Origin of the sequence: Demequina sp., assembly GCF_047975725.1 — a bacterium.
Classification (GTDB): Bacteria; Actinomycetota; Actinomycetes; order Actinomycetales; family Demequinaceae; genus Demequina.
In genome coordinates, this window is record NZ_JBKEED010000020.1 from 65,396 (window position 1) to 89,354 (window position 23,959).

Below are 23,959 nucleotides of genomic sequence, written 5' to 3' on the forward strand. Positions count from 1 at the left end.
AAGGATCTCCGATATGTCAGAACACCAGAGCAAGCGCAAGAGCGCTGCCGTGGCCCTCGCCGTGCTCGGCGTCGCGGGGCTGACGCTCGCGACCGCCGCGGAACTCAACGTGCGTGCCTCGAACGAAGTCGCCATCGGTGCGGACACGTTCGCGCAGTGCGACACGGACGGGGTGGCCGTCGACTACTCGTACTCCAAGCATGGCGACATCTACGCGATCGACGCGCTCACCGTGACGGGGATCGCTGACACGTGCACTGGCGAGCCCATCGCGGTCTCCCTCAAGGGCGCCCAGGCCGTCGAGTTGTTGTCGACCAGCGGCACCGTCGCAGGCGGGACCTTTACCTTCGACGCCTCCGAGCTCGGCATCAACATCGAGACCGACCTAGGTGAGGCCACCGTCATCATCGGCTAGGCGGGTGAGGCGATGACAGTTCAGGTGCACGCTGCCGGCGCGCGACGCGCGCGCTGGCGCGTGAGCCTGCTCCGCAGCGCCGTTGCGTGGGCAGCGATCGCCTTTCTGGTGTGGTTCCTGTGGCCGGTTCCCATCGGCGGCAAGACGTCAATGGTGCTGGTCGTCGGCAACTCCATGGAGCCGACGTTCTCCGCAGGAGACCTTGTACTGGCGCGGGCAGGACAGCCCGAGGTGGGCGACGTCATCGTGTACGAGCCGCCGGGCTTTGACGGTGCCCTCGTGGTCCATCGGGTGACCGGCGGGGACGCCTCTGGCTGGGAGGTCAGGGGCGACAACAATGACTTCACCGACCCGTTCACCCCCACCGGGAGTGAAGTGGTGGGCGTGGTGCGGGTACACATTCCCTATCTGGGGGCGATCCTGCACTGGCTGGCTAGCCCCACGCTGTGGCTGGGGATGATCCTTGCTGCGGTCGTCATGGCAGTGTGGCCCGATTCCACGCGAGTCCAAGAGATACCCGCGGAGCGTGCGTCGTGATCAAGGCGGCATTCGTCGTGGCAGTCCTCCTGGCGGCCTTCTATGCGGGCCTTGTTGACGCCGACGCCGCGCGTCTGACGGTGGTAGCCGCTCCTCACGTCGAAAAGTACGAGCTCTCTGCTTGCGCCGAGTCGGTGCTGGAAGGCGAGCCGGTGATGAGCGCATCGGCCTCGGGCAGTGGAACCGTGACCCTTGCGGGGGTGCCCACCGCTTGCGAGGGCACTACCCTCGATCTGTTCTTGCACTCGGGCGACGGATCCGTGCTCGCTGCAGGCAGCATCGGCGCTGTGGCCAGTGGGAGCGCCACTGTCGACGTGGGCGGCTTTGATCAGGCGCTCGCGACCACCGCCGTGGCCCGCCTGGGCGGGTGGATCTTCCCCGTGTCGTGGCAAGGCGACGCCGAGCGCCACTATTGCGTGGGTGTCGATGCGTCAGGCGTGCCCACGGGTGACGACTGCTCCCTGACCATCTCGGGTGTCAATAGTTGGACGAGCAGTGACGGCTCCACCACAGCCGAGGTGTACTTCCGCGCGACCACCAGCGCCCCGTCCTGGCGGGTCCACCTTGACCTGGGGGACACCGAGGTGTTCCCCGCGATTGAACCGGTGGGGGTGGGCTCCTACAACTCGGTGGCCATCGCGCCGGGGTTCTCGTGCGCGAACCTGCCTCAGCTGGTCGTCATGCCGGCGAATCCGTCGTGGGGGGAGAAGAGCGGGTCGTTCAGCTATACCGATGCGGCCGGCAAGTCCCTTGGCACGATGCTGTGTGAGTAGCGGCCACCGCTCAAGGCCAGGGTGTGCCCCACGAGATGGGCGTGGCCCCTTGCTCGACAAGCGAGGCGTTCACGGCACTAAACGGACGCGATCCGAAGAACCCGCGTGACGCGCTCAGTGGGCTCGGGTGAGCGCTGACGACACGCGGCACGTTGCCCAGCGACGGTGCGAGCGACTGCGCGTCGCGCCCCCACAGCACGGCCACGAGCGGGCCGTCCCGTGAGACCAAGGCCTTGATGGCGAGTTCCGTCACGTCCTCCCAGCCTTGGCGCCGGTGGGAGCCGGCGACGCCCGCCTGGACGGTCAGCACCCTGTTGAGCAGCACCACGCCCTGGTCTGCCCAGTGGCTCAGGTCGCCGTCGGTGAGCAGTTCGCCGGTGTCGTCGTGCAGTTCGCGGGCGATGTTGCGCAGCGAGCGCGGCATGGGATGCCCGGCGGCGACCGAGAAGCTCAGCCCCACGGCGTCGCCTGGAGTGGGGTAGGGGTCCTGGCCCACGATGAGGACCCGCGCAGCGGCCATGGGGGTGGCGAACACGCGCATGATCGCCTCGGGCGCTGGAAGGACCTCGCGGCCTGCGGCTCGCTCGCCGTCTAAGAAAGCGCCGATGCGCTCGAGGCCGGGTGCCGCTGGCGCCAGTGCCCTGGCCCAGTCGGGCGCGACGTGTTCCAGCGAGGGCATGTCGTCACCCTAGGCCAGCCCCGCACCCTCGCACCCCCCGCTCCCAAGCCAAATGGATCCATTTGACCGGGGCGGGCGCGGCCCCACGCGATGAAAATGGATCCATTTGACGGGAGGGGGAGGGGAATGACACGCATGTAGTTCGCGAGTAAGGTGGGAGCGACACAAGGAGGAATCCATGGGCGAACCCGCACGCATCGACACGCCAGAGTCGACTGAGCTGTCCGCGCGCGACGCCGGGATTTTGACCTTCGAACGCGAATGGTGGAAGCACGCGGGGGCGAAGGAAGACGCCATCCGCGAGCTGTTCTCGATGTCGAGCACGCAGTATTACCAGGTACTTGGCGCTCTCATCGACACGCAGGCCGCGCTCGCCTTTGACCCGATGCTCGTCAAGCGCCTGCGCCGCATGCGCGCGGCACGCCAGCGGGGACGCGCCGGGCGTGCGCTCGACATGAGCGCCGTTCGCTAGAGTTGCGCCCGTGGCACAGGAATACCCCCGCGACGAGTTCGACGAGATGGCTGCCGAGGGCGGCCCTGTGGGTGTCCACCGTGCACCGCGACCGTGGTGGTCACGAATCTTGCCGCCACTGCTGGCGCTGATCGCCGGCGGACTGGTGGCCCTGTTGCTGGCCATGTGGCTGTGGCGCGACACCACCCCCGACGCCCCGGAGCCCACCACGACTCCCACCGTGACGGTGACGCCCACCGATGAGCCCACCACCGGCACCACGCCCGAGCCCACCACGGAGCCCTCGGTCACGGCCAGCGAAGAGCCCACCCCCGAGCCGACCGAGACGGTCGAGCCCGAACCTGTCGTCCTCTACGACGCTCAGATCCACGTGCGCAACGGCGCCGGAATCCAGGGCATCGCTGGTGAGCAGCAGGCCATCCTTGAGGACGCCGGCTACACCAACCTTGAAGCCAACAACATCTCCGCGTCGCTCATCCCCGGTGGTGACAACGTCGTGATGTACAGCGAAGACCGCTTGGCCGACACCGCGCAGGACGTCGCGGATCAGCTCGGCATCGACGCCGTCGAGCAGGGGGACACCCCTGGCGGCGCCGAGATCGAGGTCCTGCTCGCGAGTGCACCCGGCGCCTGAGCCGGTTCGCGCCGCCTGGTCGCAGGCGAGTGGACGTCGTGGGACGTGCCTTGCCAGGCCGTTCGCGCATCGGCCGGATGACGGCGCTTAGCCCCGGGCGAACAGCGGCAGTTGCGGTTTGCACTCGACGGGGGAGAGTGCCAGAATCGGCCTTAGCACTCTCGATGCGAGAGTGCTAAACACAGGCTTGTTGAACCGAGGCGATCGGGCCGTGCGTGACAGGAACGCACGTGACCGACGCCGTCCGTCGCGGGCGGTTCGACACCACATTCATCGAAAGAGGAATAGACACCCATGGCAAAGATGATTGCCTTCGATGAGGAGGCCCGTCGCGGTATGGAGCGGGGCATGAACGCCCTCGCAGACGCCGTCAAGGTCACCCTCGGCCCCAAGGGCCGCAACGTCGTGCTCGAGAAGAAGTGGGGCGCCCCCACGATCACCAACGACGGCGTCTCGATCGCCAAGGAGATCGAGCTGTCCGAGCCTTTCGAGAAGATCGGTGCGGAGCTCGTCAAGGAGGTCGCCAAGAAGACTGACGACGTCGCTGGCGACGGCACCACCACCGCCACCGTGCTCGCTCAGGCGCTCGTGCGCGAGGGTCTGCGCAACGTCTCGGCTGGCGCCAACCCGATTGGCCTCAAGAAGGGCATCGAGAAGGCCGTCGAGGCCGTCACCGCCGAGCTGCTGAAGTCCGCCAAGGAGATCGAGACCAAGGAGCAGATCGCTGCTACCGCTGGTATCTCCGCTGGTGACCCCGCGATCGGCGAGCTCATCGCCGAGGCGATGGACAAGGTCGGCAAGGAAGGCGTCATCACCGTCGAGGAGGCCTACCAGTTTGGCCTCGAGCTTGAGCTCACCGAGGGTATGCGCTTCGACAAGGGCTACCTCAACCCCTACTTCGTGACCGATGGCGAGCGCCAGGAAGCCGTCCTCGAGGACGCGTACATCCTGCTCGTCGAGTCCAAGATCTCCTCGCTCAAGGACCTGCTTCCCGTCCTCGAGAAGATCATGCAGGCCGGCAAGCCCCTCGCGATCATCGCCGAGGACGTCGACGGCGAGGCCCTCGCGGCGCTCGTGGTCAACAAGCTGCGCGGCAACCTCAAGGTCGTCGCCGTCAAGGCGCCCGGCTTCGGTGACCGCCGCAAGGCGATGCTTCAGGACATGGCGATCCTCACGGGTGGCCAGGTCATCTCCGAGGCCGTTGGCCTGTCGCTGGAGAACGCTGGCCTCGAGCTGCTGGGCCAGGCCCGCAAGATCGTGGTCACCAAGGACGACACCACCATCGTCGATGGTGCTGGCGCCGAGGACCAGGTTGCTGGCCGCGTGAACCAGATCCGTGCCGAGATCGAGAACTCGGACTCGGACTACGACCGCGAGAAGCTCCAGGAGCGCCTCGCCAAGCTCGCCGGCGGCGTGGCCGTCATCAAGGCGGGCGCGGCCACTGAGGTCGAGCTCAAGGAGCGCAAGCACCGCATCGAGGACGCCGTCCGCAACGCGAAGGCTGCCGTTGAAGAGGGCATCGTCGCCGGTGGTGGCGTGGCCCTCATCCAGGCCGGAACCGTGGCGCTCGCCGCGCTCGAGCTCGAGGGTGACGAGGCCACTGGTGCTCGCATCGTCGAGGCCGCGATCACCGCGCCGCTGCGCCAGATCGCCGTCAACGCCGGCCTTGAGGGTGGCGTCGTCGTCGAGAAGGTCAAGGGCCTCGAGGTCGGTCACGGCCTCAACGCCGCGACTGGTGAGTACGAGGACCTGCTGGCCGCTGGTGTCAACGACCCGGTCAAGGTGACCCGTTCCGCGCTGCAGAACGCTGCGTCGATCGCGGGCCTGTTCCTGACGACCGAAGCCGTCGTCGCGGACATCCCCGAGCCCGAGCCGACCGCCCCCGGTGGCGGCGACATGGGCGGCATGGGCTTCTAAGTCCAGCACGCTGACAGCCGCGAAGGCCCCCGGGAGCACTCCCGGGGGCCTTCGTGCGTCTGCCCACTCCACCGTCAAATGGATCCATTTTCATCGTGAGGGTGGGCTTGGGTCGCGTGAGGACGGCGCTCGGCAGCCGTCACCCGTAGCCCGGACGCTCGCAAGCGCCGAATCAGTTCACCTGCGCTGACGGGGACCGCGCCCAGTGCGATGAGCGCGTCTCGGCGCTCGGCGGGCACGTCATAGTGGTCGAGGTCGAACGCGCGGGCGGGGATACCGGCCTGCCGCGCTACGCGGTGAAGCTCATCGAGGCTCGCATCGGACACCAGATGGCTCCAGGTGGTGCCGTGGCGCGGCCACAGCGGCGGATCAATGTAGACCGTCACCCGGCCGAGCCTACGTGCGGCAGGCAACCGGCGCATCGGCCCCACCCTTCACGAGGAAAATGGATCCATTTGACGGGGAGGGAGGGCCGATGCGCGGGCTGGGTTAGCGCACGCTGAACAGTCGCGAGGCACTGTCCTCAGCGTTCTGGTACTCGGTGGCGGCCTGGCCGAGCGCGACGGTGATGGAGTCCAGCGCGGTCTCCACCTGCGCCTGCGCGGCGCGCCACTGCTCGAGCACGCCAGCGAAGGCCGTCGCGGCGCCACCCTGCCAGGTGCCCTGCAGTGCGGTGAGGTGGCCGAGCATCGCCGCGACCTCAGCGCGGATGGTGTCGGACGAGCGGGCGGCGAGCCCCGAGGCCGAGGCGACCTCGGCGGCATCGACGTGATAGCGGGTCATGACGGGTCCTTTCAGACGGTGAGCGGCGAGCCGCAGGCGCCGGTCGGCGCGTGCTCTCGACGCTAGGTTCCGTCACCCGAACCCGGCAGGGGTCACGCTGAATCTGTGGATAACTCCGCGAGTTTGGCGAGTTCGCGGTCGATGCGCGCGCGCTCGGCGGTGAGATTCTCGCGGGCCTGTCGTTCCCACCCGGCGCCCAGCGGGCTCGTGTAGAGACGGTCACGCGCGAGCAGGCGCTCGACAATGGCGCGCCTGGCAGTGAGGTAGTCACCGGTGGGAATGTGCGCGTACTCCTCACGCACACGTTCTAGGTACGTGCGGTAACGCTGGGGATCGGACGTGAGGATCGCGAGATCGGCGTCAGATAGCACAGCGGCGTCAATGTTGTCCGCGGGAGCACTGTGGCGCGCAAGGCCCGCCACCATGGCCGCCACGGACTCCACGGCCGTCGCAGGGATGCCCAGCGCCGTCAGTTCCGTGCGCGCCACCTCTGCGCTTGCGGCCTCGTCCTCACCGCCCCGATGGGCGTACGCGGCACTGTGGGCCGCGTCGAAAATGGCGCCGTGGTACCAGGCCGCCAGCCGCACCAGGTGGACGTTGTGCGCCTCCTGATGAAGCTCATCAACCCGGCGCAGTAGGTCCACGAGGTGCGAGACGTCGTGATACCGGCGCTCTTGCTCTGTCCACCGGTCGATCAGGCGCGACGCCGCTGCGTCGATCGCGGCGCCGGACGCGGTCGCGCCAGCGCCGACAGCCGCCCGAGAGTAGGCGGGGACCAGCCAGGCCGGGGCCGTGGACGGGGACATGTTCACCTCAGTGCTCGACGGGGACCTGCTGACCACAGTGCCAGTGTGCACCGGAGCACGCAAAGAGCCAAACCCGCTCGCAGGTGTGTGACTTACCAGCCTGTCCACGCGCACCTGACCGGTAGACTGGCCCGGTGCCGAATCCGCGGCGCCCAGAAATACACGCGAGGTTGATGTGCCCACCGGCAAAGTGAAGTGGTTCGACTCTGACAAGGGGTTCGGCTTCATCGCCAGCGACGAAGGCGACGAGGTGTTCCTCCACGCATCGGCGTTGCCGGCAGGGATGACGGCGCTCAAGCCCGGTGCTCGCGTGGACTTCTCGATCGCCGACGGCCGTCGCGGCCCCTCCGCCATGGGCGTCGAGGTGCTCGACCCGGTCCAGACCGTCTCTCAGGGGCTGCGCAAGAAGCCCGACGAGATGACCGTGATCGTGGAGGACCTCATCAAGATGCTTGACGGAGTCTCGACGTCGCTGCGCCGCGGCCGCTACCCCGACCAGGCGAAGGGGCAGAAGGTCGCAGCGGTGCTGCGCGCCGTCGCCGACCAACTGGAGGCCTAACCCCGCATGGACGCAGTGCTAAAGCAGGCCACGGATCTCGCCTACGAGGTCGCCGTCGAGGTGGCCGACGATCGTGAAGCGGTCGGCGAGCACCTGTCCGCGCACAAGGACGGCGACCGTCTGGTCACGCACCGGTTCGCGTGCACCCTGCCCGGATACCGGGGCTGGGTGTGGTCGGTGACGCTTTCGCGTGCACCGCGAGGCAAAGAAGCGGCCGTCTGTGAGGCTCATCTCGTGGCCGCCGACGGCGCGCTGCTGTCCCCTCCGTGGGTGCCGTGGGCGGAACGCGTCCAGCCTGGCGACATCAAACCCGGCATGCCGGTGCCGAGGTTCGACCCGGACCCGCGCCTGCAGCCCGGTTACACCGTCACCCACGACGAGGACGAGGACGCTGTCGCGATTTGGGAGTTCGGTCTGGGCCGCGAGCGCGTGCTCGGTCCCGTGGGGCGCGACGAGGCGGCGGAGCGCTGGAGCGCCCGTGCGCAGGCGGCCGGCGCTACCGCGCGTGACACCTCAAGCCCGGAGGGCGCGGTCGGCGAGTTTGTGATCCCCCTGTCGGGTGCCCTGCGCCTCCACTTTGGCGTGTGCGCGAACAAGTGGTGTCCCTTCGACGGCACCGTGGTCCCTGTTGACCACGCCTGTGGCGGCCAGTCTCAGGCAGCGCCGGAGCGCACCACGGCCCTGTGGCCTGCCAACAATCCCGTCTTCGATTCCGATGCGATGGTCGCGCTCGACCTTGCGGTGCCGGAACCGGTGGCACCTGCAGAGCCGACCCCTGCCCAGGAGGTCGATGACAAGGGTGAGGGCGAGCAGGTGCCTGCCGACGCATCGGCCCTTCCGGAGACGGCCGATGCGCCCGAGGCTTCCGAGGACGCCTCACCGGAGGCTGACGAGGCCAAGTAGTGCCGCGCTTCCGGTCAAATGGATCCATTTGACCGGAAAACACCGCCTCACCTTGCGCCAAATGGATCCATTTGACGGGTGAGGAGAGCGGTTAGCGGAAGTTGACCGTCGTGTAGACGGCCTGGCCGTTGTCAGTCGACGCGACGCCCGCACCCATCGAGCTGTAGGCGGGGTTCATGATGTTCTGACAGTGGCCGGGTGAGTACATCCAGTTGGTGTGGGCGCGCGCCACCGCGGTACCCGTGGAGATGCCTGCCGTCGAACTCGAGAAGGCGACGTTCTCGGCACCCGGGCGGTTCGGGTTGTGGGCGAGTTGCTTGCCGTCACCAGCTGAGTCCTTGCCCGCCATGGACTTTGACCACGACGCAGCGGCCGACGCCAGGGAACCGTTCCACGTCAAAGGCGCCGCGCCGATGCGCGCGCGTTCCTTGTTCGCAGCGGCCAGTAGCGCCTTGACGCTGCCACCAGCGGCCACCGGTGACGACGGGCTCGCGCAGTACTGCGCCGCAGTCATAGTCGTGGAGCCGGAGTTCGACTTCTTCTTGCTCGACGACTTCTTAGTGCTGTCGGACTTCTTCGCGGTCTGCTGCTTGGCCGCGGCGTTCGACTTCGAGGCCTGGGAGGCGGCGGCAACTGCGACGACGGGCTCGGGCTCGGGCTCGGGCTCGAAAGAGACGGAGATCTTGGGGACGCCGACGCTCAGGTCGACCTCCGTTGCAGATCCAGGGGCGACGATGGCCGCGACGGGCGTCTGGTCCACGGCAGGGGCCGCCGCCGTCAGGGCAAGCGGCTCGAGCTCGGTGCGTGCGGTCTCTGTGTCAGCGGGAAGGCGCGACGCGGCGAAGCCGGCCGTCCCTGCCACGGCGAGTGGCACGAGACCAAGCAGGAAGGCTCCGAGGGCGCGCCGCTTGGGCCGCTGGGTCTCGAGGTCTTCCTGCTGTTGTGTCATTGCACCAATCTCTCCGTAAGCCAGTCGATGCAGACCGTGAGCGCCGTGACGTCATCGGGATCCACGGCGGGGAACATGCCCACCCTGATCTGATTGCGTCCGAGCTTGCGGTACGGATCGATGTCGACCACGCCGTTTGCCTTGAGATGCGACCGGAGTGCGGCGGAATCCAGGGGTGAGCGCAGGTCGACGGTAGCGACCACGGTCGACCGGTTTGAATGGCTTGTGACAAATGTCTCAGCGTGCTCAGCACCGTCGGCCCACTGATAAATGCGGCGCGCGGACTCGCTGGTACGACCAGTCGCGAAGGACAAACCACCATTGTCGTTGAGCCAGCGGACCTGCTCGTCCATCATCACCAGCGTCGCGACGGCAGGGGTGTTCAGGGTCTGGTCCAGACGCGAATTTTCCAGCGCGGTCGCGAGGTCGAGCGTGGGGGGGATCCATCGACCCGACGCCGCGATCCGCTCGATCCGTGCGATCGCGGCAGGGGACACGATGGCGAACCACAGCCCGCCGTCCGAGCCAAAGCTCTTTTGCGGGGCAAAGTAGTAGACGTCGACCTGCGCCGGGTCGAGGTGGAGGCCGCCAGCGGCAGACGTGCCGTCGACGACGACGAGCGCGTCGCCAATGCCCTCGGGCCGGGTCACGGGCGCCATGGCCCCCGTCGAGGTCTCGTTGTGGGGCCAGGCGTAGACGTCGACGCCGTCGTACGGCTGCGGCGTGGCGACCGTTCCGGGCTCGGCCGTCAGGATCACGGACGGCTCGAGGAAAGGCGCCTTGTCGGTGACGGACGCGAACTTCGCGCCGAACTCTCCAAATGCGCAGTGCTGCGCCCGGGATTCGACCAGTGAAAAGGCGGCCGCATCCCAAAAACTCGTGGAGCCGCCGTTTCCGAGGACCACCTCATACCCGTCGGGCAGTGAGTAGAACGCGGCCAAGCCCTCGCGGATCGAGCGCACCACGTTCTTGACGGGGGCCTGGCGGTGCGAGGTACCCAGCACGCCCGGTTGCGCAGCAACGAGGGCCTGGAGCTGCGCGTCACGCACGCGCGAGGGTCCCGAGCCAAAACGACCATCGCGCGGGAGCAAGTCAGAGGGAATCGTGAGGAGGTCGGACATGGCTTCACTGTAGTGGCGGCGAGACTGGCACACTGGCCCCATGCATTTCCTCACTCCCGTGCTGCGTGATTACGCGTGGGGGACCACTCACGACATTCCGCAGTTGTTGGGCATTCGTCACAATGGGCAGCCCGTGGCCGAGGCATGGTGGGGCGCACACGACAGTTCGCCGTCTCGAGTGCACAACCACTCTGGCCCGGCACCACTCGATGAGCTTGTGGGCACGGACCCCGAAGGATGTCTGGGGCCCGATGCGGTGGCGCGGTGGGGCGCGCGACTTCCCTTCTTGCTGAAGATCCTCGCGATCCACAAGCCGCTGTCCATTCAGGTTCACCCCACGCTTGAGCAAGCGCGCGAGGGTTTTGCCCGGGAGCAGCGCGGCACCGGTGGGCTGCCGCACCAGTTCCTCGACCCGTTTCATAAGCCCGAGATGGTGGTGGCGCTCACGCCCATGACCATCCTGGCGGGGGTACGCGACCTCGACGTCATCGCCGACGACTTGCGCCAGCTGGGAACGCCTGGCGCACACGTGCTGCGCGCAACGTTGGCCAGGGGTGACCTCCACGACTTCATCTCGGCGGCCATCGCGGGCGCTGCGGACGACCACACGCTCGCGGCTCTCGCGGAGGCGGGCGACGCAGCACCGCACGGCAGTTCGTTGGCCGTCGCCGCATCGGCGCTGAGGAGTTTTCCCGGCGATTCGGGTGCGCTCATCGCGCTGGGGCTCAACGCCGTCGAACTCGCCAAGGGCGAGGCTATATATACGGGTGCTGGCGTGCTGCACAGCTACCAGTCGGGCGTGGGCATCGAGATCATGGCCAACTCCGACAACGTGGTGCGCGCGGGCCTGACACCCAAGACCATCGACGTGCCGCTCCTGCTCGAACTGTCACACACTGAGCCCTGTGCCCCGGGCCGCCCCGAGCGCACCGAGGGCGACGGGCATGTGCACCTGACCACGGACGCGGAGGAGTTCGCGTTGACAGTGGTCACACGCGAGGCGTCGATCCCTGCCGGTCCGCGAATTGTGCTCGCCGTCGAGGGGGCGGCGAGTATCCACTCGGAGTCGGGGTCGCTCGACTTGATCAGGGGACAGGCGGCCTTCGTGGCCTACTCGGATGGCCCGGTAGAGGTGCGTTCGCAGGGCCTCACGGCGGTCGCGCGGGTCCCCTGAGGTCCTGCCTGGCGCGTCAGTGCCAGCCGATAGGCTGAAGCGCATGACCGAACGACTCTCCGTTTTCGGCACCGGGTATTTGGGTGCCACTCACGCGGCCGGGATGGCCGAACTGGGACACGAAGTGATCGGTGTCGACGTCGACGCCGCGAAAATCGAGCGCCTGTCCCGTGGCGAGGTGCCATTCTTCGAGCCGGGGCTTCCCGAACTGTTGCGCAAGCATGTGGAGTCCGGCCGTCTGCGGTTCACGACCGATGCGGCGGAGGCCGCCGAGTTTGCCGACATCCACTTCATCGGCGTGGGTACGCCGCAGGTGAAGAACGGCTATGGCGCCGACATGACGTACGTCGACGCCGTGATCGACACGCTCGCGCCCATGCTCACGCGCCCTGCGGTCATCCTGGGCAAGTCCACGGTTCCCGTGGGTACCGCCGCGCGTCTGGCACAGAAGGTGCGCGAACTCGCGCCCGTGGGAGACGAGGCGCAGCTCGGCTGGAACCCTGAGTTCCTGCGAGAGGGCTTTGCCGTCGAGGACACCCTGCGTCCCGACCGGCTGGTGCTGGGTGTGGACCCCAAGAATCCGGGCCGCATCGAGGAGGTCACCCGCCGCGTCTACGCTCAGGCGCTCGAGCGCGAGACCCCCTTCGTGGTGACGGACCTCGCCACGGCCGAACTGGTGAAGGTCTCCGCCAACGCCTTCCTCGCAACCAAGATCTCCTTCATCAACGCCGTGGCCGAGGTGTGCGACGCGACCGGAGCGGACGTGCTCGACCTTGCCGACGCGATCGGTCACGACGAGCGGATTGGCCGCAAGTTCCTGGGCGCCGGCCTGGGCTTTGGCGGCGGTTGCCTTCCCAAGGACATTCGCGCGTTCATGGCACGCGCAGGGGAGTTGGGTGTCGATCAGGCCCTGACGTTCTTGCGCGAGGTGGACACCGTCAACCTGCGCCGCCGTCAACACGTGGTTGACCTCGCGGAGCGTCAGGTGGGCGGATCCCTCCGCGGTGCGCGCATTGCCGTCCTGGGAGCGGCCTTCAAGCCCAACAGCGACGACGTGCGCGACTCGCCCGCGCTGGATGTGGCCGGGCAATTGCACTTGCGCGGCGCTGAGGTGCGCGTCCACGACCCCGAGGCCATGGACAACGCACGCGCGGTGTGGCCCACGCTCCACTTTGCCGACACCCCGGCGCAGGCAGTCCAGGATGCCGACCTCGTCATCGTGGCAACCGAGTGGCGCGAGTTCCGCGATCTCGACCCGGTGGCGACGGGTGCTGCTGTGACGCACAAGCGCGTGATCGACGGACGCAACTGCCTTCCTGCCCAGGCGTGGATCGATGCGGGCTGGAGCTACCGAGGAATGGGGCGCTTGTCGTCATGACCGATCTCATCGACACCACCGAGATGTATCTGCGGACCATTTACGAGCTCATTGAAGACGGCGTGGTGCCGATGAGGGCCCGCATCGCCGAGCAGTTGGGGCATTCGGGGCCAACGGTGTCGCAGACGATCGCGCGTATGGAGCGTGACGGGCTGGTGCGGCTCACGCCCGAGCGCAGGCTCGAACTCACCAACGAGGGCGAGGCGACGGCCGTGCGGGTGATGCGCAAGCACAGGCTTGCCGAGCGGCTCCTGCTCGACGTCATCGGGCTCGAACTGCCCTACGTCCACGATGAGGCATGCCGCTGGGAGCACGTGATGAGCGAGAGGGTCGAGCGCCGCTTGCTCGAGCTTCTCCATGAGCCCACGGTGTCGCCGTATGGCAACCCCATCCCTGCGCTCGAGGAACTCGGATTCGACGCCGTCTCGGCCCCGAACACGGGTTCCTCACTCGAATCTGCCGCAGATTCTGGTGTGAGGAATGCCACCCTGATACGTATCGGGGAGAACCCCCAGGCGGCTCAGGGTTTCCTCGAGGCCGCCGTCGAGATCGGTCTTGTACCAGGGGCGATGCTAGAGATTGTCGCGGTAGGCGAGGCCGTCTCGCTGGCGACCGAGCGGGGCGAGCTCACGCTCTCGCGAGAGGCCGCCCGCCACGTGTTTGTGGAATCTCGACTTGGCGAATCATCACGAAATGGTAACGTGGTCCGCTAGTAGGGCTGAGGAAGACCACCTCGGGGACCTCTTGGAGGGCGCTGACACCGTGTCAGAGCCGCAAGGAAAGAGAGATCCCGGCAACATCGACGCACCGGATGGCTGTGCGGAAGGAACGTGGCATTGAAGTACGGATACATGCGCGCCAAGACGCGTGCAGTGGCGGCTACGGCCGGCGCAGCACTCGTCGTAGTGCCGCTGACGGGAGCCGCAGCAGCAGCGCTCGTCTCACAAGACCTGACCACTGACGGCACTATCGATCCCAACACGTTGGCGCTCACCACTATTCCCGGTGATGCTTCTGAGTCCGACGCTGCTGCTGCGACTGATCTGGCCGCCGTCACCTCCGCCGTGACCGCCTCTGAGGATGCAGACCTCGAGTTCTCGTCGCCGACGATCAACGTCAAGGAGGACCCGCCGCCGGCACCTGTCGTGACGCGCTCGACCACCTCGTCGAACTCGTCGTCCAGCACGAGCTCGAACGCGCGACCCGTGGCACAGTCGGCAAATGTGAAGGCCGCGATCTCCGGGTCGGCCATTGTCGCTGAGGCCGCCAAGTATGTGGGCGTGCCTTACAAGCGCGGCGGCTCGACCCCCGCTGGCTTCGACTGCTCCGGATTCGTGAGCTATGTCTTCGGCCAGTTCGGCATTTCGCTGCCGCGCTCGTCCGGCGCGTACTACAACGTCGGCACGCGAGTGTCCTCACCGCAGCCTGGCGACATCATCGTGAGCCCTGGCCACGTGGCGATCTACGCGGGTCCCAACCTGCAGATCGACGCTCCGGTGCCTGGTAAGACCATCCAGTTCCGCGCGATCTGGCAGTCGAACCCCACATACGTGCGCGTCACGGGCTAAGCGCCCGTACGCGACTTACCGCAGCCGCCGTCCCCCAGCCCGGGGCGGCGGCTGCGGCGTTTCCCGACCCGTGCATCGGCCCGGCCCAGGAGTGACGCGGTGACGAGCCGAGCGCCTATGGTGAGAACATGCGTACGACGATGGTGCCGCGGCTGGGCCGCGAGGTTTCGCTGATCGGCCAAGGGTGCTGGCAGTTGGGAGCCGACTGGTCCGAGGTGGCTGACGACACGGCCCAGGAGATCCTTCACGCCGCCGCCGATGCGGGGGTCACCTTCTTCGATACCGCAGACGTTTACGGTGATGGTCGTTCCGAACGAGCGGTGCGCGAGTTTGTGGAGGCCAGGGGCCGCGATGGCCTGACCGTGGCGACCAAGATGGGTCGGCGCGCGCAGCCGCATGAAGCCGACCAGTACACGCTCGACAATTTTCGCCGCTGGACGGATCGCTCGCGCGAGAACCTGGGCGTCGACACCTTGGATCTGGTGCAGTTGCACTGCCCTCCGACGGCGGTGCTCGAGGACCCGCGCACCTATGACGATCTGCGCACCTTGCGTGACGAGGGCCGGGTCGCGCACGTGGGGGTATCGGTCGAGACCTGTGCCGAGGCGCTTGCGGCTTTGCGCGATCCCGACGTGGCGACGGTGCAGATCATTCTCAACGTGTTCAGGCGCAAGCCGCTCGAACAGGTGATCGCCGCCGCCGACGAGGTGGGTGCTGGCATCATTGCGCGGGTGCCGCTGGCGTCGGGCCTGCTGACGGGGCGGTACGACGAGGCCACCACCTTTGGCGAGGGCGACCACCGCCACTTCAACCGCCACGGCGAGGCGTTCGACGTGGGCGAGACGTTCTCGGGCGTGCCCTATGACGTAGGGGTGGCCGCGGCGCGCGAGGTGGCGGCCCTGACTCCTGAGGGGTGGACCACTGCGCAGCTTGCGCTCGCGTGGATCGCGCAGACAGGCGCGGCGACGATCATCCCCGGTGCGTCGCGTCCCGGCCAAGCGCGTGCGAATGCCGCCGCGGCAGATCTGCCGTCGATTGATGAGGAGACGCTGGCCGCGCTCGCTCAGATCTACAACAACCGCGTGAGGGAGTACGTCCACGCGCGGTGGTGACCCGCTGCGGTCACTACGGGTACGCTTTTATGTGCCCTGGCGCCTGTAGCTCAGGGGATAGAGCACCGCTCTCCTAAAGCGGGTGTCGACAGTTCGAATCTGTCCAGGCGCACTGCGGAGCCCGCTGTTGCCCGCCGGTTTGACGGCGAGGCGCATGGGGGTCCACAATCCCTCCAACGGTGCGTGTCGGCTGTACAAGTCGGCGCGCACTGTCTTGCTTTCCGGGCCTGGCGCGCGCTTGTCAGCGGCGTGGTGGTGACCGGTCTCAGCGCTCGCCAGATAACGTAGGGGAGTGGTGGATTACATTGGGCGCGCGCTGGTCGCCGACGCCTTGCGTGAGTGGCGAGAGCAGCTGCACGACCGCTCCACCATTTCCCCTCTACGGGACCTCGCCGCGGCAAGCGCGCGCCTGATCGACATTCGTGCTGGACACCCCTCCGGGCTCGCACAGTTGTTCGCCGGCCGGCCCTCCGCGGTGTCGTCGATCTTGCGTGATCCCCAGGGGCGCGAGGCGGGACTGCACCGCGCTCGGCTCATGCTCGATGAGGCCGAGCAGGTCCGGGCCGCCACCGGGGCCTGGACGGCAGCCATGGTCATCGGCACGGTCGCCTGGCACGACGACGGCCGGCCCGTCGAGATGCCTCTACTCATGCGACCCATCGGGCTCGAGCGCTTCCGCACCGACGATGTGCAGGTCACGCTTCGCGACGACGCCTCGCTCAATCCGGTGCTGCAGTCCTTGCTGAGGGAGCGCGCGGTGGCGGCGGGCCGCGAGTTGTCGCTGCCGCAGGTATCGACGGGCGCTGACTTTGATCCGCGCCCGCTGTGGGAGGCCGTTCGAGGATTGACCGACCTGCTCGGGCCGGAACTCGAGGTGCGCGACCGGCTGCTGCTGGGCGCCTTCGACGACCCCGAGCAACGCCTGCTCGACGACCTGGACGACTGCGACCCCGTGATCGCAGGGTCGACCATCTTGGCGGCGGCCGCAGGCGACCACGACGCGCTCGCCCAACTCGGCGAACCCCTGCCGGCCTTCCCGCGTGGTGACCGCGACCCCTTCGCCGAGCGCGGGATCGGCGATCTGGATGACGTCCAGTTCGCGGTGCTTGACCTCATCGCGACTGGCCGTGAAGTGTTCCTCCAGGCCCCTCCTGGCGCCGATGCGGTGGGCATGGCGGCAGCGCTCGCGGCAGACGGTGCGGCGTCGGGACGTACGGTGGGCGTGGTCGGTGGCGCAGAACGCACCCTGGTGGCGATCGCGGAACGGTTGCGCGCGGTGGGTGCGGGGGACCTCGTCATTGACGCCACTGAGGCGTCGTGGAACTCCCATGCACGCGCGCGCTTGCTGGAGTCCATCACCATGGGCACGCCACAGGTCGACGACGCGTCGCTGCGAGTCGCCGGTGAGACCTTGCTGCGTGCCCGCGCGGAACTACACCGCCGCTTCGACGCGCTGCACCGCTCGCACCGGCCCTGGGGCGTGAGCGCCTTCGAGGCGGTCCAGGCCATCGTGCGCCTGACCACGTCCGAGCCCAGCCCTGAGACCACGCTGCGTCTGAGCCCCCAGGCGGGCGCCGTAGTCGCCGAGCACGGGTTCGCCTCGGTCAGCGCCGCGATCCGGGTCGCCATCGCGCCCGATTCTCCCGAGGCGCCGGAGCAGGTGGCTCCCGCGCCGCAGCCCGAGGTCGGCGGAGAGACGCTCGAGCCGTGGTGGCAGGCCACCGTCGAGGCCGAGCAGGGAGCCCACCTCGACGAGGCTCTCACGACGTTGTTGGGTCGCGTGGTCCCCAAGCTTCGGGCCGAGGCCGCGATCGCGGCCCATGAGACGGGTGTCGACGAGGCCGAATCGATGCTGGTGTGGATTGACCAGGTGCGGATGTTCGAGGACCTGCGCGAGATCCTTGAGATCTTCTCGCCCGCAGTGTTCCACCGCTCGCTGCACGACCTCGTCGCCGCCACCGCTCCGCGCAGCTCCGCCCGCTACGTGGACATCCCTCGCCGTGAGCGACGCGCGCTTCTCCGTCGCGCGATCGAACTATTGCGCCCCGGCCGAGGCAAGGAGTCGCTCCACGCCGACCTGGTGCGCGCGCATGAGCTCGCCCTGCGGTGGAGGTCGCACTGTTCGGCGGGCGGCTGGCCTACGGTGCCAGACGACTACGACATCTTCTCCGAGCGCGCGAGCGAGGCCGTGCGGCTGTGGGAGACCTTGCGCGTGAGTGCCGAGGCCGCCGCAGGCGAAGAAGAGATCGCGGCCTTGCCGTGGGACGAGATGATCTCCCAACTCGACCGCCTTGCGCAGGGATTGCCGGGCACCATCGAGAGCGCAGTCGTCGAGCCACTCGAACTGGACGTGGTGACGGCAGGACTGGGCGACTTGGTCGACGACTTGCGCCGCCGCGACGCCTCCGAGCAGCAGATCCGCCGCGACCTCGAGTTTGCGTGGTGGGCCGCCGCTTTCGACGCGATCGTGACGTCCGATCCGACGCTCACCGAATACGGCGAGCTGGGAGTGGCTGTCGAGGCGTTCCGAGGCGCCGATGCATCGTTTGCGGGCTCGCGCATCGGCCCCCTGATGAGAGCGGCCGCCGAGCGGCGCCGTAGCACCATTGCGCGGTATCCCGACGTAGCGCGCGACCTGTTCGCCGCGCTCGTCGAAGGGCGCGAGGCGTCCGTGAAGGAACTGTGGCGCGACTTTGGAGCACTCACGACGGCGCTACGTCCCGTCGTGATTGCGAAGGCGGAGCAGGTCTCGCGCCTGGCACCTCCCACGCGCGCGCTCGATCTTGCCGTCGTGGTGGCGAGTGAGTCACTCGCGCTTGCGGAACTGGTGCCCACCCTCGCGCGCGCCAAGCAGGTGGTCGTGCTGGGCGACGCGCACGCCGCGACCCGGTCAGCAGTGGCCGCGCTTGCGGCCATGTTGCCGCGCGTGACCATGCACGCGACCCCGCAGCCGCGGGATGTGCGCGTGACCGCGACGCTGAGCCGGGCCGCCTACGGGCGCAGTCTTGAAGCACTGCCCGCCGCGGGTGGCGCTGGCGCGCTTGAGGTGCGAACCATCGAGGCCGTCGGCGCGCCGGTGGCGGGGCAGCACCAGGTGGAGTCCACGCCTGCCGAGGTCGGCGCGGTCGTCGACTACATCGAACACGCGCACGGGTCGTTGCCGCGCCGCTCGGTCGTGGTCGTGGCGGGTTCTGCCCTCCACGCTGCGCGCTTGCGTGACGGGCTGCAGGAGCGCTCGCCGCGTCTCGCCGCAAGCGTGCCAGTCGCCGTGCTGGGAGATGTCGCGGGCTCCGTTGTCGACGAGGTGGTGCTGTCTCTCGGCTACGCCTGCGACGAGCACGGAGCAGCTCCCTCCGCGCTGGGTCCGCTGAGCGAGTCGTGGGGCCGGGAGGCACTGGTGCAGGCGCTCGTCGCCACGAGGGAACGGCTGACCGTGTTCACGGCGCTCGCGGTGGACCAGCTGCCCGTGGAGTCCCCCGAGGGATCGGGTGTCGATGACCTGCGCGACCTGCTGGTCGCGGCCCAGGACCGTGCGATCGCACTCGAGCGTCCCGAGCCCGCACCGAGCGACTGGCTGCTCGCCGACGTCGCGCAGCGTCTGCGGCTCAAGGGCTACGGCGTGCACGTGCGGTACGGCAACGGACCGGATGCCGTGCCCATGGCCGTGGGCGGTCCCCGCGACCGTGGCTACACGGTGGCGGTCGTCACCGATGAGGCCGCTCCCGCCGGGTCCGCATCGTTGCGCGACCGCATGCGTTGGCAGCGTGCTTCCCTCGAGGCGCTCGGCTGGACGGTCGTGCCGCTGTGGACCCTCGACGTCTTCATGGACCCCGACGCGGCCGCCGAGCAGGTGATCGCCGCCATCGAGGACTCCCAGCCCGAACAGGTGCAGGAATCACTTGAGATCGAGATCGCGGCGGAGTTTCAGGACAGCGAGCCAGAACTCGAGCCCGAGCCCGAGCCAGCCGCCGCATCGGCCCCCGAGCCCGAGCCCGAGCCCGAGCCCGAGGCACCGATCGAGGTGCCGGGCATGCTGGACCTGGACGGCCTCGACGACGCCGCCACCCCAGCCACCCCCACCAACGAGGCAACTGAGGATCACGAAGACGCGGTGGAAACCACCCACGAGGCAACTGACGATCAGCCAGCCCCGGTGCCACCGACCTTGCCCGTCACGTCACGAGGCGCCGACCGCCCGCTGATCCCCACGCGTTCGCGCGACGACATGGATGAGGGCTGGGGCGAACGCGGCGGCAGTAGCAGGGACGACGAGATCAAGCGCGAGCGCCCGCCGCACTGGTAAACGAGCGGGGCCGGCTAAGCCGGGCCCTGCGCCGTCGAAGCGGTGTCAGTCCGTCGAGGACTTGGCGGCTGCGCGAGAGTCGTTGCGGTAGAAGCCCGACCCCTTGAAGGTCACGCCGACGTTGCCGAACACGCGGCGCACGGAACCGGAGCACGAGGGGCAGGCCTCGAGGGCGTCGTCGTGGATCGACTGGACGGCATCGAAGGTGTGACCGCAGGCTCGGCAGGCGTAAGCGTACGTGGGCATGCCGACTATTCTACGCGGTCAGCGAGGTGAGCCCCTGTGGCGTGATGACGGCGTGCACTCCGAGGTCGTGAGCCTCCCTTGGCAGGGGCAGCTCGTCTGGCCCGCGGAACTCGGCAGCGTAGGTCAACGCGATCACCGGGACCGTGGGGCTCAGTCCCTCAAGCGCACGGTCGTACCAGCCGCCGCCTTGGCCCAGGCGAGTGCCGTGGGAGTCGACGGCGAGAGCGGGCACGACCACCACATCGGCGCTGTGGATGGCGTCGCCAGGAAGGAACTCGCCGGAGGGCTCGGGCGGGCGGCCTGGGGCGCGTTCGATGAGGTCGTCGGCGCCAATGTAGGTGCCCCAGCCGCGCTGGAGTCCATCGCCCAGGCAGGGAATGAGGACCTTCACGCCCCGTGCGTGCAGCGCCTCGATGAGCGGCAACGTTCCCGGCTCGTGGGTGCGGGAGGCGTAGACGGAGACGCATCGTGCCTGGTCAACCTCGGGAACTGCGAGGACGTAGTCCCTCAGCAGCAGCGCCAACTCCTCGCGACGTCGCTCGGAGCGGTGCAGGCGTGCTTTGCGGATTGATGCTCGCAACTGGGCCTTGGCATCCTCGGGCGACGGTGCGCGGGTGCCGTGGGGGCGCGTCGACATGTGTTCCATTGTGTCAGTCCGAGGTCCCGGGTGGGCATCCCTCGCCGGACATCTGTCGCTTGCTTGCCTGGTCTTGCTGCACACATGGACAATGGCGCCATGACTGAACGCAGCCTGGCCGCCCATCGTGATGCCGTGGCCCAGGCGCTGAGGCCCGGTCAGGTGCTGGATGTGCTGCTTGCGGATGCTGTGGGAGCCACGCTCGCCGAGGACCTGATCGCCCCTGCTCCCATGCCTGCGGGTCCGGTCGCGGCGCGCGACGGCTACGCCGTGCTCGCCTCGGACACTATCGATGCTGGCCCCGACCGTCCGGCCGTGCTCGCCGTGTCTCACGACGTCACGTTCGACGTGCGTTCGCCGCGGCGCCACGTGCGCCGGGCCGCCGCGCGGATCCCGTCCGGCGCTCCGGTGCCCTGGGGGGCCGATGCGGTGGTGGCCTTGGCGGACACCGACAGGGGCGTGGCGCGGGTGGGCATCACCCGTACGGTGCAGCCCGGCGAGGGCGTGCGGCCGGCCGGCTTCGATGCGGCTTCTGGCACGGTGTTGGTCGCGGCGGGCACCCGGCTGGGCCCGCGTCAGGTGGCCGTTGCTGCCGCGCTCGGTCGCGTGCGGGTGCGCGTGCAGCCGGTCCCGCGCGTGGTGGTCATGGCGGTGGGCGATGAGCTGATCGAACCTGGCTCGACGAGGACCGGAGGAGGCGTCCCAGAGGCCACCACGCACATGATTGCCGCGCTGGCCCAGGAGGCTGGCGCCAAGCCTTACCGGGTGGGCGCCGTTCCCGACGATGCCCTGCGGTTGCGCGACGCGCTCGAGGACCAGCTGGTGCGGGCGGACATGATCATCACCACCGGCGGGCTGTCGGACGGACCCCAGGACACCGTGGCTGAGGTGCTGTCGCGCCTGGGCGAGTTCGAGGTGGTCGACCTACAGTTGCGGCCCGGTCGCAGGCACGGGCTGGGCATGATCACCGTCGGCGAACGTCAGGTGCCGGTGATCGCGCTGCCAGGATCGCCCGCGGCGGCGGCGATGGGTTTCGAGGCCTACGTGCGCCGGGCGGTGCGCGTGCTGTGCGGGCACCCCAACGTCGAGCGCACACCGTTCAAGGCCCGTGCCCGCAAGCGGTGGATCGCCCAGCCGGGAGTGGTCACGGGCATGCCCGTCATCGTTGACCGTGACGAGTCGGGCGCGCTCGCGGTGACGCCGCTCGGCTCCGAGGACCTGTCGCTTGCGGACCTTTCGGGGGCGGACGCTGTGGTGTGGAGCGGCCCTGAACCGCGGATTGTCCACGCGGGCGATGAGGTGCGCTGCACCGTGTGGGGTGGCTGAGCGCGTGCGTCCGGTCGAGCTGACTGCCGGCGAGATCACCTTGCGGTGCCTCGCGCGTCGCGACGAGACCGAGTGGATGGCGGTGCGGCGCCGGCATCGTGCCTGGTTGGCGCCGTGGGAGGCGTCTGCTCCGCCGGGCAGGGGTGAGGCCCCGGTGACGTATCCGCAGCTGGTCAGGCGCGAGCGCCGCCAGTGGCGCGAGGAGAGCGCCTACCCATTTGCGGTGTTGTACGAGGGTGCGCTCGTGGGACGCGTGAGCGTTGCGGGCATCCGGTGGGGCGCGGAGTGCGGCGCATCCATCGGCTATTGGGTCGCGCAGTCCCACGCCGGTCGCGGAATCGTCCCCCGGGCCGTGGCGCTCGCGAGCGAGTTCGCCTTCTCGCGGGGCATCCACCGACTCGAGATTGCGGTGCGCCCGGAGAACGATGCGAGCCTGCGCGTGGCGCGCAAACTTGGCTTTCGCGAGGAGGGGCTGCGCCCGTCGTATCTCTTCATTGACGGGGCATGGCGCGACCACCTGGTGTTTGCCCTGACTCAAGGTGAGCCCCGAATCGGCCGATATTGGTCTGACGGCTCCTGACACGCCGCGCGCCCTGCGCCGCTGACGGCCTGGCGGGTCGTACCGTCGTTGCCATGCCCCCAGTAGGACTGCTCGCGATCATCGCGCTAGGACTCGTGATCGCCTACGTCCTGCCTCAGCGCGTGCGGGAACGGGGCGAGTACGCGCTCGTGCGCGTCGACGACCGCTACTCGTCCGACATGCGCGTGGTGAAGTCCTCTGCGGACCGTGTCGAGCGAGTGGTCGCCCGCCCGTCGACCGACTCGGGCGAGGTGCCGCTGCTGCGCACCGGCGCCCTGAGGGCCGATGCGCGGGTCGAGCAGATGTCTCGTCCCGCCACGCCGTTGGATAGGGCTGCCGTCCACGCCCAGCGTGAGCAGTACGCCATGCGTCGCGACCAGGCCCGTATCGGTGCGGTGCGCGCCGCGCAGGCCCGCCGCCGCGCGCTCGTCGCGTTGGTCGCCGCGGCCGTCACCGTTGTCGCGTGGTCGCTCGTGATCTTTGCCAGTGCCTCCGCTGTGGTGGGTGCGCTGGCCACGTCGGTGCTGGTGGGCGTGGTCGCCTCGAGCTCGCGTGCCGCTGCTGCGCAGCGCGGCGCCGACTCCCAGATGGTTGCGGTCTCCCGCGAGGTTGAGGCCGCCGCGACCGCGACTCAGGCCCTGCGGGTGGTGTCTCGCGAGCGTGCCGCTGGTCACGATGCGGAGCCGTCCGATGTCGCGACCCAGGCCATCCGCATTGTCACTGCGGAGGACCTGGCCCCGCTGCAGGCTCCAGCGGTCCAGCCGGCCCCCCTCGCCCCCGAGGCCGAGCCCGAGGTGAGCATCCCCTGGACGCCTGCCAACGTCCCTGCGCCGGCCTACACGCTCAAGCCGACCGTGCGTCAGCGTGAGGCCCGCCCCATCTCTGACGAGGACTACGACGCCTCCAAGGCCCGCGCCGCTCGGTGGGGCGACTTGCGCGCCGACGACGCTCCCGAGCGTTCGACCGCCAAGTACGAGCTCGACGAGGCCGCGCCCACCACGGCTGCCCTCGACGCGATCCTCGCTCGCCGCCGCCGCGCCTCTGCCTGAACCGGTGCGTTCGCGACTGGCGTTCTCGCGATCGTCAG

25 protein-coding genes and 1 tRNA gene are annotated in these 23,959 nt (G+C 68.7%); 18 read left to right on the top strand and 8 right to left on the bottom strand.

The features are described from left to right. Positions 1–13: 13 nt before the first annotated feature. Genes ACK5NO_RS06570 through ACK5NO_RS06580 form a run of 3 tightly spaced genes read left to right on the top strand, consistent with a single transcriptional unit; the run spans position 14 to position 1,725 of the window. A complete protein-coding gene (locus ACK5NO_RS06570) occupies positions 14–415 on the top strand; it encodes a hypothetical protein (protein WP_416811862.1) in 402 nt (133 codons plus the stop codon). 12 nt (positions 416–427) lie between these two features. Next, positions 428–952, top strand: coding sequence for a signal peptidase I (locus ACK5NO_RS06575; RefSeq protein WP_416811863.1), 525 nt, complete (start codon positions 428–430; stop codon positions 950–952). Between the two features lie 17 nt (positions 953–969). Continuing rightward, the gene (locus ACK5NO_RS06580) at positions 970–1,725 is read left to right on the top strand and encodes a hypothetical protein (RefSeq protein ID WP_416811864.1); all 756 of its coding nucleotides are present in this window, start codon (positions 970–972) and stop codon (positions 1,723–1,725) included. A gap of 10 nt (positions 1,726–1,735) precedes the next feature. On the opposite strand, the gene ACK5NO_RS06585 is transcribed toward ACK5NO_RS06580, so the two are convergent. Then, positions 1,736–2,404, bottom strand: a complete 669-nt coding sequence (locus tag ACK5NO_RS06585) for a uracil-DNA glycosylase (protein ID WP_416811865.1) — start codon at positions 2,402–2,404, stop codon at positions 1,736–1,738. Between the two features lie 178 nt (positions 2,405–2,582). Here ACK5NO_RS06585 and ACK5NO_RS06590 point away from each other — a divergent pair, with 178 nt between their 5' ends. The 3 genes from ACK5NO_RS06590 (at position 2,583) to groL (ending at position 5,427) form a co-directional block, all read left to right on the top strand. Then, positions 2,583–2,876 (top strand): DUF3263 domain-containing protein, encoded by a 294-nt coding sequence (locus tag ACK5NO_RS06590; protein ID WP_416811866.1) that lies wholly within the window; start codon positions 2,583–2,585, stop codon positions 2,874–2,876. Between the two features lie 10 nt (positions 2,877–2,886). Beyond that, positions 2,887–3,510, top strand: coding sequence for a LytR C-terminal domain-containing protein (locus ACK5NO_RS06595; protein ID WP_416811867.1), 624 nt, complete (start codon positions 2,887–2,889; stop codon positions 3,508–3,510). Positions 3,511–3,804: 294 nt separating this feature from the next. After that, on the top strand, positions 3,805–5,427 hold the full coding sequence (gene groL / locus ACK5NO_RS06600) for a chaperonin GroEL (RefSeq protein WP_416811868.1): 1,623 nt from the start codon (positions 3,805–3,807) through the stop codon (positions 5,425–5,427). Positions 5,428–5,501: 74 nt separating this feature from the next. On the opposite strand, the gene ACK5NO_RS06605 is transcribed toward groL, so the two are convergent. The 3 genes from ACK5NO_RS06605 to ACK5NO_RS06615 form a co-directional block, all read right to left on the bottom strand. Further along, a complete protein-coding gene (locus ACK5NO_RS06605) occupies positions 5,502–5,813 on the bottom strand; it encodes a DUF4031 domain-containing protein (RefSeq protein WP_416811869.1) in 312 nt (103 codons plus the stop codon). Positions 5,814–5,916: 103 nt separating this feature from the next. Next, positions 5,917–6,210, bottom strand: a complete 294-nt coding sequence (locus ACK5NO_RS06610; RefSeq protein WP_416811870.1) for a WXG100 family type VII secretion target — start codon at positions 6,208–6,210, stop codon at positions 5,917–5,919. 92 nt (positions 6,211–6,302) lie between these two features. Continuing rightward, positions 6,303–7,016, bottom strand: coding sequence for a hypothetical protein (locus tag ACK5NO_RS06615; protein ID WP_416811871.1), 714 nt, complete (start codon positions 7,014–7,016; stop codon positions 6,303–6,305). Positions 7,017–7,191: 175 nt separating this feature from the next. Between ACK5NO_RS06615 and ACK5NO_RS06620 the strand changes: the two genes are divergently transcribed. Further along, complete coding sequence (locus tag ACK5NO_RS06620; RefSeq protein WP_416811872.1) at positions 7,192–7,575, top strand: cold-shock protein; 384 nt, start codon at positions 7,192–7,194, stop codon at positions 7,573–7,575. A gap of 6 nt (positions 7,576–7,581) precedes the next feature. Then, positions 7,582–8,478 carry a DUF3027 domain-containing protein gene (locus tag ACK5NO_RS06625; protein WP_416811873.1) on the top strand — a complete coding sequence of 299 codons (897 nt, stop codon included), beginning with the start codon at positions 7,582–7,584 and terminating at the stop codon, positions 8,476–8,478. Between the two features lie 91 nt (positions 8,479–8,569). On the opposite strand, the gene ACK5NO_RS06630 is transcribed toward ACK5NO_RS06625, so the two are convergent. Next, positions 8,570–9,427: a CAP domain-containing protein gene (locus ACK5NO_RS06630; protein ID WP_416811874.1), complete on the bottom strand. Its 858-nt coding sequence runs from the start codon at positions 9,425–9,427 to the stop codon at positions 8,570–8,572. Next, positions 9,424–10,548: a phosphoserine transaminase gene (gene serC, locus ACK5NO_RS06635; protein WP_416811875.1), complete on the bottom strand. Its 1,125-nt coding sequence runs from the start codon at positions 10,546–10,548 to the stop codon at positions 9,424–9,426. Before serC ends, ACK5NO_RS06630 begins: the two co-directional genes overlap by 4 nt. A gap of 40 nt (positions 10,549–10,588) precedes the next feature. On the opposite strand from serC, the gene manA reads away from it, so the two are divergent. The 7 genes from manA (at position 10,589) to ACK5NO_RS06670 (ending at position 20,083) form a co-directional block, all read left to right on the top strand. After that, complete coding sequence (gene manA / locus ACK5NO_RS06640) at positions 10,589–11,722, top strand: mannose-6-phosphate isomerase, class I (protein ID WP_416811876.1); 1,134 nt, start codon at positions 10,589–10,591, stop codon at positions 11,720–11,722. 43 nt (positions 11,723–11,765) lie between these two features. Beyond that, positions 11,766–13,100, top strand: a complete 1,335-nt coding sequence (locus tag ACK5NO_RS06645) for a UDP-glucose dehydrogenase family protein (RefSeq protein ID WP_416811877.1) — start codon at positions 11,766–11,768, stop codon at positions 13,098–13,100. Further along, positions 13,097–13,813 (top strand): metal-dependent transcriptional regulator, encoded by a 717-nt coding sequence (locus ACK5NO_RS06650; RefSeq protein ID WP_416811878.1) that lies wholly within the window; start codon positions 13,097–13,099, stop codon positions 13,811–13,813. Before ACK5NO_RS06645 ends, ACK5NO_RS06650 begins: the two co-directional genes overlap by 4 nt. Positions 13,814–13,936: 123 nt before the next feature. Beyond that, on the top strand, positions 13,937–14,668 hold the full coding sequence (locus ACK5NO_RS06655; protein ID WP_416811879.1) for a C40 family peptidase: 732 nt from the start codon (positions 13,937–13,939) through the stop codon (positions 14,666–14,668). A 128-nt stretch (positions 14,669–14,796) separates the two neighbouring features. Continuing rightward, positions 14,797–15,780: an aldo/keto reductase gene (locus ACK5NO_RS06660; protein ID WP_416811880.1), complete on the top strand. Its 984-nt coding sequence runs from the start codon at positions 14,797–14,799 to the stop codon at positions 15,778–15,780. Positions 15,781–15,819: 39 nt separating this feature from the next. Next, positions 15,820–15,892, top strand: a tRNA-Arg gene (locus ACK5NO_RS06665). Positions 15,893–16,072: 180 nt separating this feature from the next. Next, positions 16,073–20,083 carry a hypothetical protein gene (locus ACK5NO_RS06670; protein WP_416811881.1) on the top strand — a complete coding sequence of 1,337 codons (4,011 nt, stop codon included), beginning with the start codon at positions 16,073–16,075 and terminating at the stop codon, positions 20,081–20,083. A gap of 45 nt (positions 20,084–20,128) precedes the next feature. On the opposite strand, the gene ACK5NO_RS06675 is transcribed toward ACK5NO_RS06670, so the two are convergent. Both ACK5NO_RS06675 and ACK5NO_RS06680 read right to left on the bottom strand, forming a co-directional pair. Further along, entirely contained in the window at positions 20,129–20,329 is a 201-nt protein-coding gene (locus ACK5NO_RS06675; RefSeq protein ID WP_416811882.1) for an FmdB family zinc ribbon protein, read from the bottom strand. Positions 20,330–20,339: 10 nt separating this feature from the next. After that, positions 20,340–20,966 (bottom strand): 5-formyltetrahydrofolate cyclo-ligase, encoded by a 627-nt coding sequence (locus ACK5NO_RS06680; RefSeq protein WP_416811883.1) that lies wholly within the window; start codon positions 20,964–20,966, stop codon positions 20,340–20,342. 99 nt (positions 20,967–21,065) lie between these two features. Between ACK5NO_RS06680 and glp the strand changes: the two genes are divergently transcribed. Genes glp through ACK5NO_RS06695 form a run of 3 tightly spaced genes read left to right on the top strand, consistent with a single transcriptional unit; the run spans position 21,066 to position 23,921 of the window. Next, a complete protein-coding gene (gene glp, locus ACK5NO_RS06685) occupies positions 21,066–22,292 on the top strand; it encodes a gephyrin-like molybdotransferase Glp (protein ID WP_416811884.1) in 1,227 nt (408 codons plus the stop codon). Further along, the gene (locus ACK5NO_RS06690) at positions 22,285–22,872 is read left to right on the top strand and encodes a GNAT family N-acetyltransferase (RefSeq protein WP_416811885.1); all 588 of its coding nucleotides are present in this window, start codon (positions 22,285–22,287) and stop codon (positions 22,870–22,872) included. Before glp ends, ACK5NO_RS06690 begins: the two co-directional genes overlap by 8 nt. Positions 22,873–22,925: 53 nt before the next feature. Further along, positions 22,926–23,921, top strand: a complete 996-nt coding sequence (locus tag ACK5NO_RS06695) for a hypothetical protein (RefSeq protein ID WP_416811886.1) — start codon at positions 22,926–22,928, stop codon at positions 23,919–23,921. Positions 23,922–23,959: the final 38 nt, after the last annotated feature.

Coding starts and splice junctions, on each gene's coding strand:
- ACK5NO_RS06625 (WP_416811873.1), top strand. CDS start 7,582: ATGGACGCAGTGCTAAAGCAGGCCACGGATCTCGCCTACGAGGTCGCC.
- ACK5NO_RS06645 (WP_416811877.1), top strand. CDS start 11,766: ATGACCGAACGACTCTCCGTTTTCGGCACCGGGTATTTGGGTGCCACT.
- ACK5NO_RS06610 (WP_416811870.1), bottom strand. CDS start 6,210: ATGACCCGCTATCACGTCGATGCCGCCGAGGTCGCCTCGGCCTCGGGG.
- serC (WP_416811875.1), bottom strand. CDS start 10,548: ATGTCCGACCTCCTCACGATTCCCTCTGACTTGCTCCCGCGCGATGGT.
- ACK5NO_RS06590 (WP_416811866.1), top strand. CDS start 2,583: ATGGGCGAACCCGCACGCATCGACACGCCAGAGTCGACTGAGCTGTCC.
- ACK5NO_RS06575 (WP_416811863.1), top strand. CDS start 428: ATGACAGTTCAGGTGCACGCTGCCGGCGCGCGACGCGCGCGCTGGCGC.
- ACK5NO_RS06680 (WP_416811883.1), bottom strand. CDS start 20,966: ATGTCGACGCGCCCCCACGGCACCCGCGCACCGTCGCCCGAGGATGCC.
- ACK5NO_RS06615 (WP_416811871.1), bottom strand. CDS start 7,016: ATGTCCCCGTCCACGGCCCCGGCCTGGCTGGTCCCCGCCTACTCTCGG.
- ACK5NO_RS06695 (WP_416811886.1), top strand. CDS start 22,926: ATGCCCCCAGTAGGACTGCTCGCGATCATCGCGCTAGGACTCGTGATC.
- ACK5NO_RS06660 (WP_416811880.1), top strand. CDS start 14,797: ATGCGTACGACGATGGTGCCGCGGCTGGGCCGCGAGGTTTCGCTGATC.
- ACK5NO_RS06570 (WP_416811862.1), top strand. CDS start 14: ATGTCAGAACACCAGAGCAAGCGCAAGAGCGCTGCCGTGGCCCTCGCC.
- manA (WP_416811876.1), top strand. CDS start 10,589: ATGCATTTCCTCACTCCCGTGCTGCGTGATTACGCGTGGGGGACCACT.
- groL (WP_416811868.1), top strand. CDS start 3,805: ATGGCAAAGATGATTGCCTTCGATGAGGAGGCCCGTCGCGGTATGGAG.
- ACK5NO_RS06675 (WP_416811882.1), bottom strand. CDS start 20,329: ATGCCCACGTACGCTTACGCCTGCCGAGCCTGCGGTCACACCTTCGAT.
- ACK5NO_RS06650 (WP_416811878.1), top strand. CDS start 13,097: ATGACCGATCTCATCGACACCACCGAGATGTATCTGCGGACCATTTAC.
- ACK5NO_RS06585 (WP_416811865.1), bottom strand. CDS start 2,404: ATGCCCTCGCTGGAACACGTCGCGCCCGACTGGGCCAGGGCACTGGCG.
- glp (WP_416811884.1), top strand. CDS start 21,066: ATGACTGAACGCAGCCTGGCCGCCCATCGTGATGCCGTGGCCCAGGCG.
- ACK5NO_RS06630 (WP_416811874.1), bottom strand. CDS start 9,427: ATGACACAACAGCAGGAAGACCTCGAGACCCAGCGGCCCAAGCGGCGC.